A 19,415-nucleotide genomic window follows, 5' to 3' on the forward strand; every position below is an offset into this window, starting at 1 on the left:
ATGGTGCTATACTAGGTGTATATACAGATGTATAGTTACGTGACGGAGGTGTGTAAAATTTGGGTTTAAAAGAAGACATATTAAAGTTAAAAAAAGAGAAGAATGCTTTAGTTTTAGCTCATCTTTATGAAAAAGCAGAAATACAGGAAGTTGCAGACATAGTAGGAGACTCATATTTTTTAAGCAAGAAAGCTATGGAAAGTTCTAAAGATATAATAGTATTTTGTGGAGTAAAATTTATGGCTGAGAGTGCAAAAATATTATCACCTAATAAAAGAATATTAATTCCAGTAAATGATACTACATGTCCAATGGCAGATATGGCTACAGTAGATAAATTAAAAGCTATGAAATTAAGAAATCCTAAAGCAAAGGTAGTAACATATATAAATTCAAATGGAGATATTAAAGCATTATCTGACGTTTGTGTTACATCATCCTCTGCTAAGGCAATTTTAAATAACATAGAGGAAGAAGAAATAATATTCCTTCCAGATAGAAATCTAGGTAGTTATTTGCAAGAAAATATACAGAACAAGAAGTTTATACTTTATGATGGGTTTTGTCCAGTTCATGAGAGAGTTGAAGAGGAAGAGGTTTTAACTTTAAAGAATAGATATCCAAATTTTAAGGTGCTAGTTCATCCAGAGTGCTCTAAAAAAGTAAGAGATTTGGGAGATTTTATAGGAAGTACTTCTGAACTTATAGATTATAGTGTTCAAGATGGAACTAATGGATTTATAGTAGTAACAGAGGAAGGCGTTCTTTATCAGATGAAAGAAAAAAGTCCCAATAAAACCTTTATCCCTATTGACAACGGAATGATTTGTCCCAATATGAAAAAAATATCAATGAAAGATTTATATAATTGCTTAATTAATGAGGAGTTTGAAGTGCATATTGAAGAGGAGCTAAGATTGAAAGCTCATAAATCTTTAGAAAATATGCATCTTCTATCTAATAAGTAAAATGAATAAAAAATATGATGTATTAATTATAGGGACAGGTATTGCAGGACTTTACACTGCTTGTAATTTGAAGGATAATCTTAGAGTTTTAATAATAACTAAAAATAAGCTAAGAGATTGCAACAGTTATTTAGCTCAAGGTGGCATTTCAACCCTAAGGGATATTGGAGACAAGGAAGCTTTTATAGAGGATACTTTAAAAGCTGGCAATTATAAAAATAAATTGGAGGCTGTTACCCAGATAGTTGAAAATTCTACTGATAATATTAATAGATTATTGAGGTTAGGAGTAGATTTTGATAAGGATATTGATGAATTAAACTATACTAGAGAAGGTGGTCATAGTAAGTTTAGAATAGTGCATTCTAAAGATGAAACAGGTAAGGAAGTAATTGAAAAACTAATAAATTATGTTTCTAGTAAAGAAAATATAACTATATTGGAAGACACTACATTACTAGATATAATTCAATATAAAAATAGATGTATAGGCGGAATTATAGAACACTCAAATGAGATTATAAATATAAATGCTAAGGCAACAGTATTAGCTACTGGTGGCATTGGGGGGATTTTTAATTCTACAACAAATATCGAAACTATCACAGGTGATGGACTTAGCATTGCATTAAAGCATAATATTCTTATGAAGGATATATCCTATCTTCAACTTCATCCCACTGCATTATATGAAGAAGAAGTAAGGGGACGAAAGTTATTACTATCAGAATCTCTTAGAGGAGAAGGGGGAGTAATAAGAAATGCATTGGGAGAGAAATTTGTAAACCCTTTACTACCTAGAGATATAGTTTCAAGAGAGATTTTAAAGGAAATATGTAAGACTCCACAAACACCCTATGTTTTTTTAGATATGACTAATAAATCTAAGGAGTTTTTAATAAATAGATTCCCATATATTTATGAGCAATGTTTAAAACGTGGTTATAGGATGGAGAAGGATTTATTACCAATTGCTCCAGCTCATCATTATTGTATGGGAGGAATTCAGGTTGATTTGAATTCAAAAACATCTATGAAAGATTTATATGCTATAGGAGAAGTTAGTTGTACCGGGGTACATGGTAGCAATAGACTAGCTAGCAATTCTTTATTAGAGGGCTTAGTTTTCAGTAGAAAGGCAGCACAGCATATTAATTTACTTGTAGATGAATGTGATGATAAACTAAGTGGAGAATTAGTTGAAAGAATTAATCTTAAGGCTATAAGTGATGTTAAAAATGCAAATGAAGAATATAAGTATAAGTTTATTAGTTATTTGAAGGGAAAGGTAAATGGTGAATATGTTAAACTTTTTAATTGTTGATGATATTATTAAGAGGGCTTTAAAAGAAGATAGTCCCTATGGGGATGTAACTGTATCAGCTATAGTTTCACCTCTAGAAAGAGCTGAGGTTGATTTAATAACTAAAGAGGATGGGATAATTTGTGGATTGGATATTTTTAAAAGGGTATTTGAAATCTTAGGAGAAGTTGAAGTCGATGTGTTTGTTAAAGATGGAGACTTAGTTAAGAATACTATGGTTATCGGTAAAGTAACAGGAAACGCCGGCAATATATTAGTAGGAGAAAGAATAGCCCTCAATTTACTTCAAAGAATGAGTGGTATTGCTACTTTAACTAACAAATATGTAAAGAAGCTAGAGAGACTTAATACAAAAATACTAGATACTAGAAAAACTACACCTAATTTAAGAGCTCTTGAAAAATATGCAGTTAAAATTGGTGGAGGAGTAAATCATAGATTTTCCTTATCTGATGGAATACTAATTAAAGATAATCATATTGGATATGCAGGTGGTATAAAAGAAGCCATTGAGCTTGCTAAAAAGAATTCTTCTTTTGTAAGAAAAATAGAAGTTGAAACTGAAACTAAAGAGCAGGTTTTAGAGGCTCTAGAAGCAGGAGCGGATATAATTATGCTTGATAATATGAGTCCAGACTTAGCAAGGGATATGGTTAAATTAATTAATGGAAGAGCATTAACAGAGTGCTCAGGAAATATCACCTTAGATACTGTTACAGACTACGGCAAAACAGGAGTAGATTATATTTCCTCTGGAGAATTAACCCATTCTGTAAAAGCCTTTGATATTTCATTAAAAAACTTTAGAAAAATATAAATATAAAATGATATAATTGTTTAAATATGATTGCTATACTAAATATATAGTAATCATATTTTTTTATTTGGTTTATTTAATAAATATTAGTATGACAAAGGAAAGGACAACATATGAGGATTAATAAATTATTTAGTAATCTTGGAATTTGCTCAAGAAAAGATACTAATAGGCTTATAGAAGAAGGAAGAGTAAAAGTAAATGGAGAACTGTCTATTCCTGGGCAGTGGGTAGAACTAGAGGATGAAATTTTAATTGATGATAAGCCTATCATAGCTAAAAAGAAAATTTACATAGCTTTTAATAAGCCCATGGGAGTTACATGCACTGCAGCTAGTGATGTGGAAAATAACATCATTGATTTTATAAACTATGAAGAATATATATTTCCAGTAGGAAGATTAGATAAAGAATCTCATGGATTAATTCTCATGACTAATGATGGTGAACTAGCAAACAAAATATTAAATTCAGATAATTACCACGAAAAGGAATATGAAGTAAAAGCAGATAAACCTATAGATGATAATTTTCTTATGAATATGTCTGCAGGAGTATATATACTAGGAGAAAAAACTAGACCTTGTAGCATCATAAAAGTAGATGAATGTACATTTAAAATTATATTAACTCAAGGACTAAATAGACAAATTAGGAGAATGAGTAAGGCATTAGGATATAATGTGGTAGATTTAAAAAGAATAAGAATTTGTTCTATAAATATAGAAGGAATAGAAGAAGGTATGTGGAGGTATCTTACTGAGGAAGAGGTTATAGACTTAATGAAATAGAGCATGATATATAACAAGTAGATAAATACTAGAATATTATATAGAATACCTAAATTAAATTAGCTAATAATAAGTAAATAAATATCTATAATAAGGATGTTAGTGTCATGTACAATAAACTAGTAAAGAAATTCAATATAAATACATATTCTATGATAAAGCATGGATCTGTAGCTGTAATAACTCTATTTGGAGTAGGTATATTATTTGGAATAAAGAATATAATGATTGCTTTTCCAATAGCCCTTACTTCAACAGTTATGGGAAGGCAAAATTTTCAGGTTAAGACCTATAACAAAGCAATTAAAATAATCCTTATTGATTTAGTTATTGTTTTAACAGCATATTTTTCATCTATGAATATATTTTGGGGGATACCTATAAACTTTTTTGCTATTTTTCTTATAATGTATACTATCGTATCGCCCTATGATTTAACTTTTTACAAACCCTTTATAATGCTATATGTATTTACTCAATATGCACAGGTATCATTAGGAGAACTTCCTTTTAGGATTTTATCTGTAATATTTGGAGTTTTAATAGTAGTAGGGGCAAGTTATATAAATAGAGTAAATGAAAGATCCATTTTAGGAAAAAGTATGGAAGAGGCTTTTATTTTAATATATAATCAATTTAAAAATATCTTAAAGGAAGAGTATGATCATACCATAGAAGATAAATGTTCTAAAATGATGAGAGATATTGCTTATAAAGTATATGTAACAAGGCATAGAAGATATTTGACAACTAATTTAGGAAAGGTTCAATTTCAAATATTTATCAATGTAGAATACTTTAATTTATATATAATTCAACTGTATGGAGGTATTAAAAATCTAAGTATTTCCAAGGAATATGTAGAAAAATTAAAAGAAATAGTAGAAGCTATAATAGAGTTATGCAAAGATAATATAGAGTTTCAAACTATAAAAGAATCTACTGATAACTTTATAAAAGAGTGGAGTAAAGGTGAAGAATATCATTTAGAGATATCCCTAATACTAGAAAATCTTCTTGGTAGTATTAAGGAATTGAACTCCATGGAAAAAAGAGGTTCTAATAAGGTATATAAAGAGTGGGCTAGAGCTGACATAGATAAAACTAGAGTAACCTTTAAAGAATATTTCAGACCCAACACTATAAGGTTTAAATTTGCTATTAGAATGGCAATAACTCTTACTATAGCATTACTAATAGGAGGGGTTTTAGGATTTTATAAAATAATATGGGCAGCAATAACAATAATGTCTATTATGCAACCTTATTATGAAGATACCATTAAAAAGGCTAAAGACAGAGTTATAGGGAATATATTAGGAATTCTATTTACAGGTATACTTATTAATGTGGCAGGTTCTCAAATAATTACCTTGGGAATTTTAATTATATCTCTTTATCTTATCTACGCCTTTAAGGAATACTATAAAATATCACTATTTGCAGCTATGGCATCTATATGTATAGCCTCTTTAACAGAAAATATAAATGTATTGATTTTATATAGAATAGTATACGTGATTATAGGGGTAGTTGTAGTGGTTATAGTGAATAGAGTTGTTTTCCAATATAGACTAAAGGATGGAGTAGAACAACTTATAGATAAAATTGCTAGGTTGAATAAAAAGCTTATAGAAGATAGTATGGAATTTTTACAAAGTAATAAGCAGATTCATGAAATAAGGGATTTGATTATCCATTCTACGCTTTTATGTCAAAAACTATATATGAGAAATCTTCAATACAATGATGATGAGATTAATAAATTTATAGCTATTAATAATAAATATGTGATACAGGTAGGATATAAGGTGTTAATATTATATGGGAAAAATGAAAATGTTAAGAAGGAAAATATAGAATCAATATTGAATCTATATGAAGACTTTAATAATAATATACGGCATATGTAATGGTAATGTAAAATATAGATTAAAGAAAAATATAAAGGAGTTAACAAGATGAAAAGAATTGTATTAGCAGGAGGATGTTTTTGGGGTGTAGAAGAATTTTTTTCTAGAATTCACGGTGTAACAAATACAGAAGTAGGATATGCCAATGGTAGAACAACAAATCCTACCTACGAAGATGTATGCTATGGTAATACATATTTTGCAGAAGTATGTGTGATAGATTATGATGAAAGTATAATTTCCTTAGAGGAAATACTAAATAAATTTTGGGGAATAATAGACCCAACCGCACTGAATAGACAGGGAAATGATAGAGGAAGTCAATATAGAACTGGAGTTTATTATGTTGATAAATTAGATGAAGAAATAATTCGAAGAAATATAGAAAAAGTACAGAAAAACTATATAAAGAAAATAGTTACAGAAGTAAAAACTTTAGAAAATTATTATAGAGCAGAAGAATATCATCAAAAGTATTTAAAGAAAAATCCTAATGGATATTGCCATATAAAATTAGATTAATAATAGGTTCAATGCAGTATTTCTACACTGTGTTGAACCTTTATGTTACTATTAAATATATAAATTAAAATCATAGCGTGTTATAAAGGAGAGTTAATCATGGGATGGATTGAAGATATAAAAAATTATATTCCACATAATGAGGAAGAGGAACAGGATAAAAATGTAGCTTTATTAAGTATAAGTAAATTTAATAATTTGTTAACTAGAGAAAATCCATTAATTCATGTAACCAGTTCAGGATATATTGTAAATAAAAATAGAACTAAAGTTTTAATGGTTCATCATAATATTTATAGAACTTGGTGTTGGACAGGTGGACATGCTGATGGGGATGAAGATTTACTTCATGTAGCAATAAAGGAAGCAAAGGAAGAAACTGGATTAGAAAATATAAGAGCTATTACTCCAGAGATATTATCTCTAGATATATTAGAGGTTATTGGACATTTTAAAAGAGGTAAATACGTCTCAGCCCATCTTCATTTATCTCTTGCATATTTGCTAGAAGCTGATGAAGAGGAAAAAGTTAAAATTAAAGAAGATGAAAATAGTGGTGTTAAATGGCTTCCTATTGATGAAATTCACAAACATAGTAATGAGCCTAATATGATAAAATTATATGAAAAATTTAATGATAAAATAAAAAGTAGAGGATGGTAATGAAAAATGGATAATTAGTTATAAGTGCATTTAAGATAGTAATCCTTTTGTATATAATAAAACTAATAGATTAAATAGGTGAAGAACATTGATTAATATATACATTATAAGCACTAAATTAGCAGTGATATTTGAAATGAAAAGCCCTTTTAAGGTTGCGCCTTTAAGCCTATAGTTCCAGTAAAGGATAACTAATAATACTATAGATATTTTTAAAAAGAAACATAGAGGAAAATTAGTCATAATGACTTTTGCAATAGCATTAGCCTCGTAAAATATACCACTGTACTTACCCACAAAAAGCCAAGTAAAAAGCAAATCACTAATATTAAAAAAAAGAATAAAGAGTAATTTTTTTCTTATAGGCTTTGAAGTTGTAACTTCTGATTTAGTTGTAAATTTAATAAAATTCATAAAATAACACCTCACAAAGAAATATATCCATATTACGTTAAAATATGCTATTATATTAAAAGTTTATGTGAGTTACAACTTATATCGTAGAATAAATAGTTCTATGCGATAATGTAAAGGTGTATCAACATAGTTTGTATATTTTATCACTGTAATTTTCAACAGAATCTTTTAAATATAGTGTTGACATATCCACTTTATAAAATATATAATAGTAAAAACATACAATGGTAAAAATAAATATAATTTAATTTGATGATAAGGAAGAGTAGTTTAATTTAGCTTTGATAAAGAGAGTTGGGGATGGTGGAATCCTAGCATGAAGGAATTAGATGAATGGACCTTTGAGAAATAAGGGGAAATTATTAGTGAGAATACCTGATATCGTAGGCTACACGTTACAGTAGATAGAGTATGTAAGTACTTGAAATTAAGAGGCATATTGATAAATTTGTATTAGTGTATTTATCAATAGCAATTTAGGTGGCACCACGGAAGTATCTCCGTCCTATTTTTATAGGACGGAGTTTTTTTTATCTTTTTATTGTTGTATGGAAGTATTTGAAATGTTTTAGGTGGTGGTATGTATGAAGTGAAAGTGCGAAGAATTAAAAGCAAAACTTAATATATTTAATAAAAATTATAGAAATAATTTTGGAGAGAAGGAGATTTTATCATGAAAGGATATTTTGGTAAGTATGGTGGAGCATTTGTTTCAAATGAGGTGAAAAAAGCTTTAAATGAGTTAGAAGAAGCTTTTGAAAAAGCTATTGAAGATAAGGAGTTTATGAGGGAGTATAATTACTATTTAAAGGATTATAGCGGCAGAGAAACACCCTTATATTTTGCTGAGAACCTAACAAAATTTTGTGGAGGTCCTAAGGTATATTTGAAAAGAGAAGATTTAAATCATACAGGAGCACATAAAATAAATAATGTTTTAGGACAAATTCTATTGGCTAAAAGAATGGGAAAAAATAAAGTAATTGCAGAAACGGGAGCTGGTCAGCATGGAGTAGCTACAGCAACTTTAGCTGCAAAATTTGGAATGGAATGTGAAATTGTAATGGGAGAGGAAGATATAAAAAGACAAGAGCTCAATGTATTTAGAATGAAAATATTAGGAGCAAAAGTTACTCCAGCAACTAGTGGTACTAAAACATTAAACGATGCAGTGAATGAAGCTTTAGAAAAATGGGTAAATAATATTTCAGATACTTTTTATGTCCTTGGTTCCGCTGTGGGACCTCATCCTTATCCAAAGATTGTTAAGGAATTTCAGAAAATAATTGGTGAAGAGGCTAGAAAACAAATATTGGAAAAGGAAAATAAACTTCCCAATTATGTAGTTGCATGTGTTGGAGGAGGAAGTAATGCCATTGGAATTTTTACAGCTTTCCTAGAAGATAAAGATGTTAATCTTATTGGAGTAGAGGCAGCAGGCTTTGGAGTAGAAACAGAAATGCATGCAGCTACAATAACAAAAGGAAAAGAGGCTATCATTCACGGTATGAATACCCTTGTATTAAAGGGTGATAGTGGAGATGTTAAGGAAGCTTATTCTATTTCCCCTGGGCTTGACTATCCAGGAGTTGGACCTGAACATGCATTTTTAAGTGAGATTGGTAGAGTAAACTATAAATATATTACAGATGATGAAGCTATAAAAGCTTTTATGCTTTTATCAAAGTTAGAGGGAATAATACCTGCAATTGAAAGTGCTCATGCCATTGCCTATACTATTAAATTAGCAAAAAACCTACAGGAAAATGAAGTCATAGTAGTAAATCTTTCAGGTCGAGGGGATAAAGATGTGTCTGCTATAAATAAACTTCTTAATTAGTATGATTTTAACTGTTATAAGTTTAATTATCTGATTTAAATTGAAAATCCTTTATTTAAAGTATTAATACTTTACCTAGTTTCCTATATAAATATTTATATAGGAAACTAGGTAAATATAAAACTATTTAAATAGTTGTTTTATTCATGCTGGTTTGAGGAGTCTTTGATTTTCAAAAACATTAATAAATTATATAAAGCTACCTCTCATTGAGGTATATTTTTTTGTGTAATACCCCTTATTATCTACAATTTTCTTTATGGCATATAAGAATTTATCAATTTCATCTATTGTATTGTAAATACCAAAACTAATTCTAACCATACCAGGCTGAATATCCTTAGATGCAAGAGTCATTTCTTCTATCATTGATTTAGGAATTTTTAAAAGCCTTTGTAGATATGGATGAGCGCAGAAACATCCACTTCTTACAGCAATGCCAAATTCATAGGATAGTATTTTGGCCACTATAGTATGGTGTATTCCTTCTATATTAAATGGAATAATACTAACTTTATTTTGAAAATCGGAATAATTGCTATATATTTTTACTGAATGTATAGATTGAAGATGTTTTGTAGTATATACAGTTAAATATTTTTCATATTCATCAATATTAGACATTCCAATTTTTGAAAGCTCATTTATAGCAGCACCTAAAGTTATTGAACCAATAAGGTTTGGAGATCCAGATTCTTCCTTATCAGGGGAAGCAGTCCATATTACTTTATCATGAGATACGAATTTAATGGTTCCTCCACCGGTATGGTCAGGTTCATACTCATTAAAAAAATCTTTAGGTCCAATTAATACACCACAACCAAAGGGTGCATACATCTTATGTGCTGAAAAAGCAACAAAGTCAATAGGTCCTAAAGGGAGTTGAAGGCCTATAGAAAATTTACTGTGAGGAATCAGTTGAGCTCCGTCTACTAAAATTTTAGCCCCATAACTATGAGCTAAATTTGCTATGGTATATATAGGATTTTTAATGCCAGTAACATTTGAAGCTCCGGTTATTGCAACTAAAGAAATTCTTCCATTATATAGTTCTAGTTTAGACTTAAAATCATCCATATCTAAATAACCTTCATCATCTACTTCTACATATTTCACTTCAAAATTTTTTCTCCATGGTAAATCATTAGAATGATGCTCCATAGAAGTGGATAGAATAATTGACTCCTTATCTTGACTAGCTAATATACCAGCTAGCTTATTTATAGCTTCAGTACAGTTTTTTACATATATAACATCCATCATATCACTATAATCATTAATGAAAAATTTCACAATTTCCCTTGAAGTTTCATACATATAGGTGGATAATTGAGATTTATATCCATCTCCTCGATGTATTGAGGAGTAATAAGGAGAAAAGTTTATTACTTCATCAATTACAGATTTTAATGGAGGCGTTGTAGCTGCATTATCGAAATTGATACCTATGCAATATGATTTATCTATCAATGGTACTTTAATATCTACTCCATAAACTAATTCTCGATATGGATTATCCCTAAAGTTACTCATTTTTTACCTCCTTAATTAAATAGTTGTTATTATATAATATTAAAGATATATTTTATTGGTGCAGATATTAAAAGAATAGTTGACATAAATACTCTGATTTGATATTATTAAACCATAGTAAAGTACTCAACATTAAGGAATGATTTTTATGAAGTTATCAACTAAGGGAAGATACGGGGTTAAAGCTATGGTTGACCTAGCTATTAACTACGGAAAAAGCCCTATATCTATTAAGAGTATTTCAAGTAGACAAAATATTTCGGAATATTATCTTGAACAGTTATTTTCTGTGTTAAGAAAAGCAGAGCTAATAAAGAGTATAAGAGGAGCCAATGGAGGATACATTCTAGCCAAGGATCCAAAAGAAATTACAGTATACCAAGTATTAGAGGTGCTAGAAGGACCTATCGAAATTTCAACCTGCTTAGATAGTGATGGATGCAATAATATTGATTGTTGTGCAACCAGAATAGTATGGAAAAAAATTAAGGATAGTATTGATTCTGTAACAATGGCAATAACTTTACAGGATATTGTAGACGATTATTTTAACATATTGAAAATTAAAGGAGTGAACCTAAATGAATAAAACAGTTTATATGGATTATGCGGCAACAACATACACAAAACCAGAAGTATTAGAGGATATGATACCTTACTTTACGGAGTTTTATGGTAACCCATCATCTATATATTCGATTTCAAGGGAAACTAAAAAAGCTATAGATAAAGCAAGAAATAGAATAGCAAAAGCTATTAATGCGGATCCAGCAGAAATATATTTCACTGGTGGTGGATCAGAAGCAGATAACTGGGCGATTAAGGGAATAGCACTTGCCAACAAAAATAAAGGAAATCATATTATAACTACTAAAATAGAGCATCACGCTGTACTTCACACTTGTGAATATCTTGAAAAACAAGGATTTGAAGTAACTTATTTGGATGTGGATGAAGAAGGGCTTATTAGATTAGAAGAACTAAAAAATGCTATAAAGTCAAGCACTATATTAGTGACTATAATGACTGCTAACAATGAAATTGGAACTGTACAACCTATTAAAGAAATAGGCGCTATATGTAAAGAAAGAAAAGTTTTCTTCCATACAGATGCAGTTCAAGCTATAGGTCATATAGAGATGGATGTTAAAAATATGGATATAGATGCACTATCGCTATCAGGACATAAAATTTATGGTCCTAAAGGTGTTGGAGTTTTATACCTAAGAAAAGGTATAAAAATTCACAACTTGGTTCATGGTGGAGCGCAAGAAAGAAATAGAAGAGCTGGAACAGAGAACGTAGCTGGAATAGTTGGATTAGGAAAGGCTATAGAGCTAGCTATGGAAAATTTAACTGAAGAAAAAGAAAGATTAACTTATTTAAGAGATAAGCTTATAAAGGGATTACTAGAGATCCCATATTCTAAACTTAATGGTTCAGTAGGAGATAAAAGACTGCCAGGGAACGTAAATATTAGTTTTGAATTTATAGAAGGAGAGTCAGTACTTTTAATGCTTGATGCTAAAGGAATATGTGCATCAAGTGGAAGTGCTTGCACATCTGGATCTTTAGATCCATCTCACGTATTATTGTCTATAGGACTTCCTCATGAAGTTGCCCATGGTTCGTTAAGACTTACAATGGGTGCTAAAACAACTGAAGAAGAAGTAGATTACGTAATAGAAACTGTACCTGCAATAGTGCAAAGGCTTAGAGATATGTCACCATTATATGACAGTTTCTTAAATGGAAAAATTAAAAGCTTTTTTAACAAGGAGGACAAATAATTATGATATATAGTGAAAAAGTAATGGATCATTTTACAAACCCAAGAAACGTTGGAGAAATAGAAAATGCTAGCGGTATTGGAGAAGTTGGAAATGCTAAATGTGGAGATATAATGAGGGTTTATTTAAAAGTTGAAGATGAGAAAATCGTAGATTGTAAGTTTAAGACTTTTGGATGTGGATCTGCCATAGCATCTTCTAGTATGGCTACAGAGTTAATAAAAGGAAAAACCTTAGATGAAGCATGGACACTTACAAATGTAGCTGTAGCAGAAGCTTTAGATGGACTTCCACCAGTTAAAATGCATTGCTCAGTTCTTGCAGAAGAAGCTATTCATAAAGCTATAAATGATTACAGAGAGAAACAAGGATTACAGCCTTGGGATTACGAAGAACATGATGATATACATGATCAAGTTCATGGAGAATAGGTGTGATACTTAGATGAAGAAAAAAGTTGTAATAGGGATGAGTGGAGGCGTTGACAGTTCTGTAGCAGCATATCTTTTAAAAGAACAAGGATATGATGTCACTGGAATAATGATGAAGTTATCTCCAGATAATCCTGAATATGCAGAAAATGAAGGTGGTTGTTGTTCTCTTTCAGCAGTTAATGATGCAAGACGAGTAGCCGATGTTTTAGATATACCCTTCTATGTTATGAATTTTAAAGCTCCTTTTAAAGAGCATGTAGTAGACAATTTTATAGAGGAGTATTTTAGTGGGAGAACCCCAAATCCTTGTATAGAATGTAATAGAAAAATTAAGTTTGAAGAATTTTTAAGAAAAGTTCAAGGGCTAGGCGCTGATTATATTGCTACTGGGCATTATGCTACTATAGATTTCAAAGATGGAAGATATAGATTAAAGCGTTCAGAAGATGATAGAAAAGACCAAACCTACGCGCTATATACGCTAACACAAGATCAATTGGCACATACTTTGATGCCTTGTGGAGCTTATTCTAAAACAGAAATCAGGGCTATCGCTGAAAAAATAGGTTTGGAAGTATTTAGAAAGAAAGATTCTCAAGAAATTTGCTTTATACCTGATAACAATCATGGTAATTATCTTTCTAGATTTAGTGGAAGAGAAGTTGTACCAGGAAATTTTGTAGATAGTACTGGAAAAATTTTAGGTAAGCATAAGGGCATAGTATATTATACTATAGGTCAGAGAAAAGGTCTTGGAATTGCTCTTGGAAAACCTGTATTTGTAACTAACATAATCCCAGAAAGAAATGAAGTAGTTTTAGGCGAAGAATCAGAAATCTTTAATACTACGCTTATTGCTAAAAACATAAATTTAATTCCTATGGATAAAATAGAAGGAGAGATTATGGTTGAGGCTAAGGTAAGATATTCAGCTAAACCGGCTCTTGCAAAACTAACTCAATTAGATGGAAATCATATTAAGTTAGACTTTGAAACCCCTCAACGGGCTATAACTAAGGGTCAGTCTGTAGTTTGTTATCAAGGGGACCTTGTTGTTGGTGGAGGAATTATTGAAAGAGTTATAAAATAGTAAATTAAATATAATTTTAAAGTACAATAAAAAGATTGAATGATATTTTAGGGTTGTCTTAAAGAGAATCAGCTAGATTTATTGATATAAGTTTAGCAATCTTTAAGACAATCCTTGAAGTCATTCTAGGAGGGATTTTTATGGATTACAGTGATAAAGTTCTAGAGCATTTTTATTCACCAAGAAATGTAGGTACTTTACCTGATGCTGATGGCATAGGTGAATGTGGAGATGTAAGGTGTGGAGATGTAATGAAGATATATTTAATTATAGAAGATAATGTGATTAAAAATGCTAAATTTATGACCTTTGGTTGTGGATCTGCTATTGCATCATCCAGTATTGCCACAGAACTTATTATTGGAAAGACTCTAGAAGAAGCCTGGAATCTTACTAATGAATCTGTTATAGAAGCTTTAGATGGATTACCATCTTCTAAAATTCATTGCTCCGTACTTGCAGAACAAACTATACACAAGGCTATTAATAACTATAGAGAATCTCATGGACTTGAAAAGTGGAAGGATAAGTATAACAATGAATAGATGATGTTTTTGGTTATATAACTTAGTCCACATTAATATTAGTATAAACTCTCTTTAAATAGGCAAGGATAGAAATATCATTTCCTATGAAGGGAGTTTATTTTATGGCTAAAAGTAGAGATTACATCTATATGGATGTAATGAATATCCAAGGAAAAAAGATAGGATATATAAAGGATTTATTAGTTGATTTTAATAAGGGGGAAGTGATAGGATTTAAAATTAGCCCATATAGATTATTGGGTAAGGAGTTTAACGTACTAAAAGAGAATATAGTATATTATAAGTCTCAGCTAGTAATTAACAATATAGTTAAGGATAAGTACTTAGAATTTTCAAGTATTCTGAATATGCATGTTATAGATAAATGTTCTAATATATTAGGTTTAGTAAGTGAGGTTATATTCGGTGATGATGACTTTAAAATAAAAGGACTTGCAGTAAAAGATTATAATATATTCAGCATGTTTAAAAGTAGAAGTATTTTATTAAAACCATACTTGATACTAGGAGACGATTATATATTATATACAGCTGAAAACACTAATATAGCTTTGGAATGTATGCCTAATGTAGGAAAGAAAAAAGCTACTAATAAGGATGTATATTATGAAAAAGATTGATTGGAATTGGAGTAACTTAGGTAGGTTAGCAATAGCTCTATTAATTATAGGTATAATAATATTTTTATTGTGGAAGTTTCCTATTTTTACTGAGGTTTTAGGAGTAGTGATAATATCCTTTATAATTTCATATAGTATTAGACCTTTTCATAAGTTCTTTATGGAAAGGGGACTTAATAGAAAGTTAAGTGCTTTAATAGTAATTCTATCTATTATATTATTTGTAGTTATAATATTTTCTATTTTAGTTCCATGGATATATAATGAAAGCTCCAATTTTGCTGAAGTAATAGGTGAGATGAAAGGTTATTATGAAAGAATTACTGGAGATATTAAATATGTTACTGATAGTCCTTTCGTTAAGGAAGTATTATATAATTCCTATGAAAGATTCAAAGACGCTCTTATGGTAATTATATCGAATTTTTTATCAAAAATTGTATCTATAGCTGAAAATTTGTTATTGCTATTTATAATACCAACTTTAGTGTATTTCTTTTTAAGCGACGGAGATAGTATTTCAAAAGGAATCATGAAGTATATGCCTTTTAGCAATAAATATGCCATTAGAAGAGCTTTAAATCACATGGATAAGGTAATGGAAAGATATATAATAACTCAGTTTGAATTGTGTGGAATAATTGGTATATTGACCTTTATAGCACTAAAGGTAAGTGGTATAAAATATGCTTTAATATTATCTTTAGTAAATGCAGTGTTTAATATAATACCATATTTTGGTCCGGTTATAGGAGCTATTCCAATAATTTTAATAGCACTTTTAACATCTACTAAGAAAGCTGTTATTGTTATATTTTGGTTGTTTGTAATTCAACAGCTAGAAGGAGATATTATATGCCCTAAAATTTTAGGTGAAACTGTAGATTCTCATCCAGTAACCATATTATTACTACTTATAATAGGTGGAAGTATAGGTGGAATTTTAGGGATGATTATTGTAATTCCAGTATGGGTAATGATTAAAATAGTTGTAGGAGAAATAGATTATTATTTATTTTAGTTTAGAATTATTGACAATTGCTGAAATGCTAAATATAATTTATCATATAAGTAGAGAACCAGAATCTATGATTTGGTGTGACTCACTTACTCAACGAAGGCAGTGAGTCGAGTTTCAATTAAATAGAGAACTCAAATCTATGATTTGATGTGAATCACTTACTCAGCGAAAGTAGTGAGTCGAGTTCCAATTGAATATGAAGTTATGATAAGAATTAGTAGATATGGGAAACTTTCAGAGAGAAAGTGGTAGGTGAAAACTTTCAGTGAAACATATTGAAGCTGTCTTGGAGCTATAATTAATTAAGAGATACTAGTTAATCTAGTATAATTAGGGTGGTAACGCGGAAAACTTTCGTCCCTTTTCAGGGATGGAAGTTTTTTTTATTTTATTTTAGAAAAATTGAATAAAAGTCATTGTTATTAGAAATAATTAGGAGGAATGTAATATGAATAATATGGGTTTAAATGAAATAAGAGAAAGCTTTTTAAAGTTCTTTGAAAGTAAAGAGCATTTAAGACTTAATAGCTTTTCTTTAGTACCTAAGAATGATAAGAGTCTTTTACTAATAAATGCGGGGATGGCTCCATTAAAGCCATATTTTACTGGTATTCAGACGCCACCAAGTAAAAGAGTAACAACTTGTCAAAAGTGTATAAGAACTGGTGATATTGAGAATGTAGGAAAAACCTCAAGGCATGGTACTTTTTTTGAGATGTTAGGAAATTTTTCTTTTGGAGATTATTTCAAAGAAGAAATTATAGTATGGGCTTGGGAGTATATAACAGAGGTTTTAAAAATATCTAAGGATAAACTATATGTAACTATATATCTTGAAGATGATGAGGCTTTTGATATTTGGACTAAGAAAACTGATATAGAGTCAAGTAGGATCTTTAGATTAGGTAAAGAAGATAACTTCTGGGAACATGGTGCTGGTCCATGTGGTCCATGTACAGAAATTCACTATGATAGAAAATCAGATCTTCCGCAAATAGAAACTACTGAAGAATTTATTAAAGCTGGTGATGAAGATAGAGTAATTGAATTTTGGAATTTAGTTTTCACACAGTTTGACGGAGATGGTAAGGGTGGATATGAGAGATTAGCAAATCCTAATATAGATACAGGAATGGGACTTGAGAGAATATCTACTATAATGCAAGGTGTAGATAATATCTTTGAAGTAGATACAATTAAGGATGTTTTAAGTGCAGTTTGTAAAAAAGCTGGAAAAACCTATGGCGAAAATAAAGATTTAGATGTGTCTATAAGAATAATAACTGACCATGTAAGAAGTATTACCTTTATGATTGGAGATGGAATATTACCATCTAACGAAGGTAGAGGATATGTATTAAGAAGACTTCTTAGAAGAGCTGCAAGACATGGAAGAATTTTAGGAATCACAGGTACATTTCTAAATGAACTTTGTAACGTAGTTATTGATAGTTCAAAGGGAGCTTATGAAGAATTAGAAGAGAAAAAAGACTATATTAAGAAAGTCATTAGCTTAGAAGAAGAAAGATTTGCAGAAACCATAGACCAAGGTATGGATATATTAAAATCCTATATCGATGAAATGAATACTGAAAAGATAAATGTATTAAGTGGAGAAAAAGCATTTAAACTTTATGATACTTTTGGATTCCCAGTTGAACTCACCGAAGAAATTTTAGTTGAAAAGGGAATGAAAATTGATTTTGATGCTTTCCATAAAGAAATGGAAAATCAAAGGAATACAGCAAGAGCTGCAAGAGGTACATCAAACTACATGGGAAATGATGAAGGTGCTTTAAACAATATTCCAATGGAAATAACTACTGAGTTTTTAGGCTATGGAACTATAAGTAGTAAAGGTAAAGTTTTATCTATGATAAAAGATAATGAGTTTGTAAGCAAAGTAGGAGAAGGGGAAAGATTTGTAGTTGTTACTGAAAAAACTCCATTTTATGCAGAAATGGGGGGGCAAGTAGGAGACATTGGAACTATACACACGGATAAATTCCAAGGAAAAGTTTTTGATTGTAAAAAAAGTACCAGAGGTCATATACTTCACTTTGTAGAAGCTATTAAAGGAGAACTTAAGATAGATGAAATTGTTGAACTGTTAGTAGATTCCACTGTGAGAAGTAATATATGCAAAAATCATACTGCTACTCATATGCTTCATGAAGCTTTAAAAGAAGTCTTAGGAGACCATGTAAATCAAGCTGGATCTTATGTAGATGGGGATAGATTAAGATTTGACTTTACCCATTTCTCAGCTATGACTTCAGAACAACTTAAAGAAGTAGAAGAAAGTTTAAACAGTGAAATTCTTAAAGCTTATGATGTAAACACGGAGATTATGACTATAGATGAAGCTAAAGAAAAGGGAGCTGTGGCTTTATTCGATGATAAATATAAAGAGGATGTTAGAGTTGTATCTGTAGGTGAATATAGCAAGGAACTATGCGGTGGAATTCATGTTAAGAATTCTGGCGAAATAGGGCTGTTTAAGATTCTAAATGAGAGTGGAGTAGCAGCAGGAATCAGAAGAATTGAAGCTGTTACAGGTATTAAATCTGAAAGCTATGTAAATGAAAAAGAGGAGTTATTAAAAGAAATATCGGCAACTTTAAAGTGTGGAGAAAAAGATTTATTAAATAAGTTAAATGGATTACTTACTACTTTAAAAGAAAAAGAAAAAGAAATACAAGGATTAAAGGAAAAATTAGCTAGTGGTATTGAAGATGAAATAATTAATAAAGCTGAAAATATTAAAGGAATCAATGTAATTGCAGCTGCGCTAGATGATATTGAAGGAGATGCACTTAGAAATCTATGTGATAAACTTAGGAATAAGGTTTCAGATGCAGTTGTAGTTCTTGGGAGTAGAGTTGCTGGAAAGGTTCAATTTGTTGTAATGGCTAGTAAGGAAGCAGTTGCAAAGGGTGCTCATGCTGGAAAGATTATTAAAGAGGTAGCTATCATCACTGGCGGTGGTGGTGGTGGAAGACCTGACATGGCACAAGCAGGTGGAAAGAAACCAGAAAAACTAGATGAAGCAATTTCAAAGGTAAGTCAAATAGTAGAAACTTTAGTAAAATAGTATACTTTTTGCATCCAATGATGGTATAAT

Annotated in this window: 18 protein-coding genes and 1 other annotated feature; of the genes, 16 read left to right on the top strand and 2 right to left on the bottom strand. The window is 30.2% G+C overall.

Annotated elements, in window-relative coordinates; genetic code table 11:
- Positions 1–59: 59 nt before the first annotated feature.
- The 7 genes from nadA to B3086_RS17785 all read left to right on the top strand — a co-directional run bounded on the left by nadA (position 60) and on the right by B3086_RS17785 (position 6,998).
- Positions 60–968, top strand: coding sequence for a quinolinate synthase NadA (nadA, locus tag B3086_RS17755; protein WP_346876435.1), 909 nt, complete (start codon positions 60–62; stop codon positions 966–968).
- Between the two features lies 1 nt (position 969).
- Positions 970–2,292, top strand: a complete 1,323-nt coding sequence (locus B3086_RS17760; RefSeq protein ID WP_346848294.1) for an L-aspartate oxidase — start codon at positions 970–972, stop codon at positions 2,290–2,292.
- Positions 2,270–3,109, top strand: a complete 840-nt coding sequence (nadC, locus tag B3086_RS17765; RefSeq protein WP_346876436.1) for a carboxylating nicotinate-nucleotide diphosphorylase — start codon at positions 2,270–2,272, stop codon at positions 3,107–3,109. Before B3086_RS17760 ends, nadC begins: the two co-directional genes overlap by 23 nt.
- A 113-nt stretch (positions 3,110–3,222) precedes the next feature.
- A complete protein-coding gene (locus tag B3086_RS17770) occupies positions 3,223–3,900 on the top strand; it encodes a pseudouridine synthase (RefSeq protein ID WP_346848295.1) in 678 nt (225 codons plus the stop codon).
- Positions 3,901–4,007: 107 nt separating this feature from the next.
- Positions 4,008–5,813, top strand: coding sequence for an FUSC family protein (locus B3086_RS17775; protein WP_346848296.1), 1,806 nt, complete (start codon positions 4,008–4,010; stop codon positions 5,811–5,813).
- 48 nt (positions 5,814–5,861) lie between these two features.
- Complete coding sequence (gene msrA, locus B3086_RS17780) at positions 5,862–6,335, top strand: peptide-methionine (S)-S-oxide reductase MsrA (protein WP_346848297.1); 474 nt, start codon at positions 5,862–5,864, stop codon at positions 6,333–6,335.
- Between the two features lie 99 nt (positions 6,336–6,434).
- Complete coding sequence (locus tag B3086_RS17785; protein WP_346876438.1) at positions 6,435–6,998, top strand: NUDIX hydrolase; 564 nt, start codon at positions 6,435–6,437, stop codon at positions 6,996–6,998.
- A gap of 30 nt (positions 6,999–7,028) precedes the next feature.
- Here B3086_RS17785 and B3086_RS17790 read toward each other — a convergent pair whose 3' ends face one another.
- Entirely contained in the window at positions 7,029–7,412 is a 384-nt protein-coding gene (locus tag B3086_RS17790; protein WP_346848299.1) for a DUF5658 family protein, read from the bottom strand.
- Between the two features lie 676 nt (positions 7,413–8,088).
- Between B3086_RS17790 and trpB the strand changes: the two genes are divergently transcribed.
- Complete coding sequence (gene trpB, locus B3086_RS17795) at positions 8,089–9,255, top strand: tryptophan synthase subunit beta (RefSeq protein ID WP_346876439.1); 1,167 nt, start codon at positions 8,089–8,091, stop codon at positions 9,253–9,255.
- Between the two features lie 189 nt (positions 9,256–9,444).
- Here trpB and B3086_RS17800 read toward each other — a convergent pair whose 3' ends face one another.
- Positions 9,445–10,788, bottom strand: coding sequence for an aminotransferase class V-fold PLP-dependent enzyme (locus tag B3086_RS17800; RefSeq protein ID WP_346876440.1), 1,344 nt, complete (start codon positions 10,786–10,788; stop codon positions 9,445–9,447).
- A 148-nt stretch (positions 10,789–10,936) separates the two neighbouring features.
- Here B3086_RS17800 and B3086_RS17805 point away from each other — a divergent pair, with 148 nt between their 5' ends.
- The 8 genes from B3086_RS17805 to alaS all read left to right on the top strand — a co-directional run bounded on the left by B3086_RS17805 (position 10,937) and on the right by alaS (position 19,385).
- Positions 10,937–11,377, top strand: coding sequence for an Rrf2 family transcriptional regulator (locus B3086_RS17805; RefSeq protein ID WP_346876441.1), 441 nt, complete (start codon positions 10,937–10,939; stop codon positions 11,375–11,377).
- Entirely contained in the window at positions 11,370–12,578 is a 1,209-nt protein-coding gene (gene nifS, locus B3086_RS17810; RefSeq protein ID WP_346876442.1) for a cysteine desulfurase NifS, read from the top strand. Before B3086_RS17805 ends, nifS begins: the two co-directional genes overlap by 8 nt.
- A 2-nt stretch (positions 12,579–12,580) precedes the next feature.
- Entirely contained in the window at positions 12,581–13,009 is a 429-nt protein-coding gene (gene nifU / locus B3086_RS17815) for a Fe-S cluster assembly scaffold protein NifU (RefSeq protein ID WP_035133240.1), read from the top strand.
- A 13-nt stretch (positions 13,010–13,022) separates the two neighbouring features.
- On the top strand, positions 13,023–14,102 hold the full coding sequence (gene mnmA / locus B3086_RS17820; RefSeq protein ID WP_346876443.1) for a tRNA 2-thiouridine(34) synthase MnmA: 1,080 nt from the start codon (positions 13,023–13,025) through the stop codon (positions 14,100–14,102).
- Positions 14,103–14,242: 140 nt separating this feature from the next.
- On the top strand, positions 14,243–14,647 hold the full coding sequence (gene nifU / locus B3086_RS17825) for a Fe-S cluster assembly scaffold protein NifU (protein ID WP_346848304.1): 405 nt from the start codon (positions 14,243–14,245) through the stop codon (positions 14,645–14,647).
- A 104-nt stretch (positions 14,648–14,751) separates the two neighbouring features.
- Positions 14,752–15,270 (top strand): PRC-barrel domain-containing protein, encoded by a 519-nt coding sequence (locus B3086_RS17830; RefSeq protein WP_035133245.1) that lies wholly within the window; start codon positions 14,752–14,754, stop codon positions 15,268–15,270.
- Positions 15,257–16,291, top strand: a complete 1,035-nt coding sequence (locus B3086_RS17835) for an AI-2E family transporter (RefSeq protein WP_346848305.1) — start codon at positions 15,257–15,259, stop codon at positions 16,289–16,291. Before B3086_RS17830 ends, B3086_RS17835 begins: the two co-directional genes overlap by 14 nt.
- A gap of 195 nt (positions 16,292–16,486) precedes the next feature.
- Positions 16,487–16,656, top strand: a binding site (T-box leader).
- Positions 16,657–16,739: 83 nt separating this feature from the next.
- Positions 16,740–19,385, top strand: a complete 2,646-nt coding sequence (alaS, locus tag B3086_RS17840) for an alanine--tRNA ligase (protein WP_346876444.1) — start codon at positions 16,740–16,742, stop codon at positions 19,383–19,385.
- The last annotated feature ends 30 nt before the right edge of the window (positions 19,386–19,415 follow it).

Source organism: Clostridium sp. UBA871 (assembly GCF_002295255.1).
Classification (GTDB): domain Bacteria; phylum Bacillota; class Clostridia; order Clostridiales; family Clostridiaceae; genus Clostridium_J; species Clostridium_J sulfidigenes.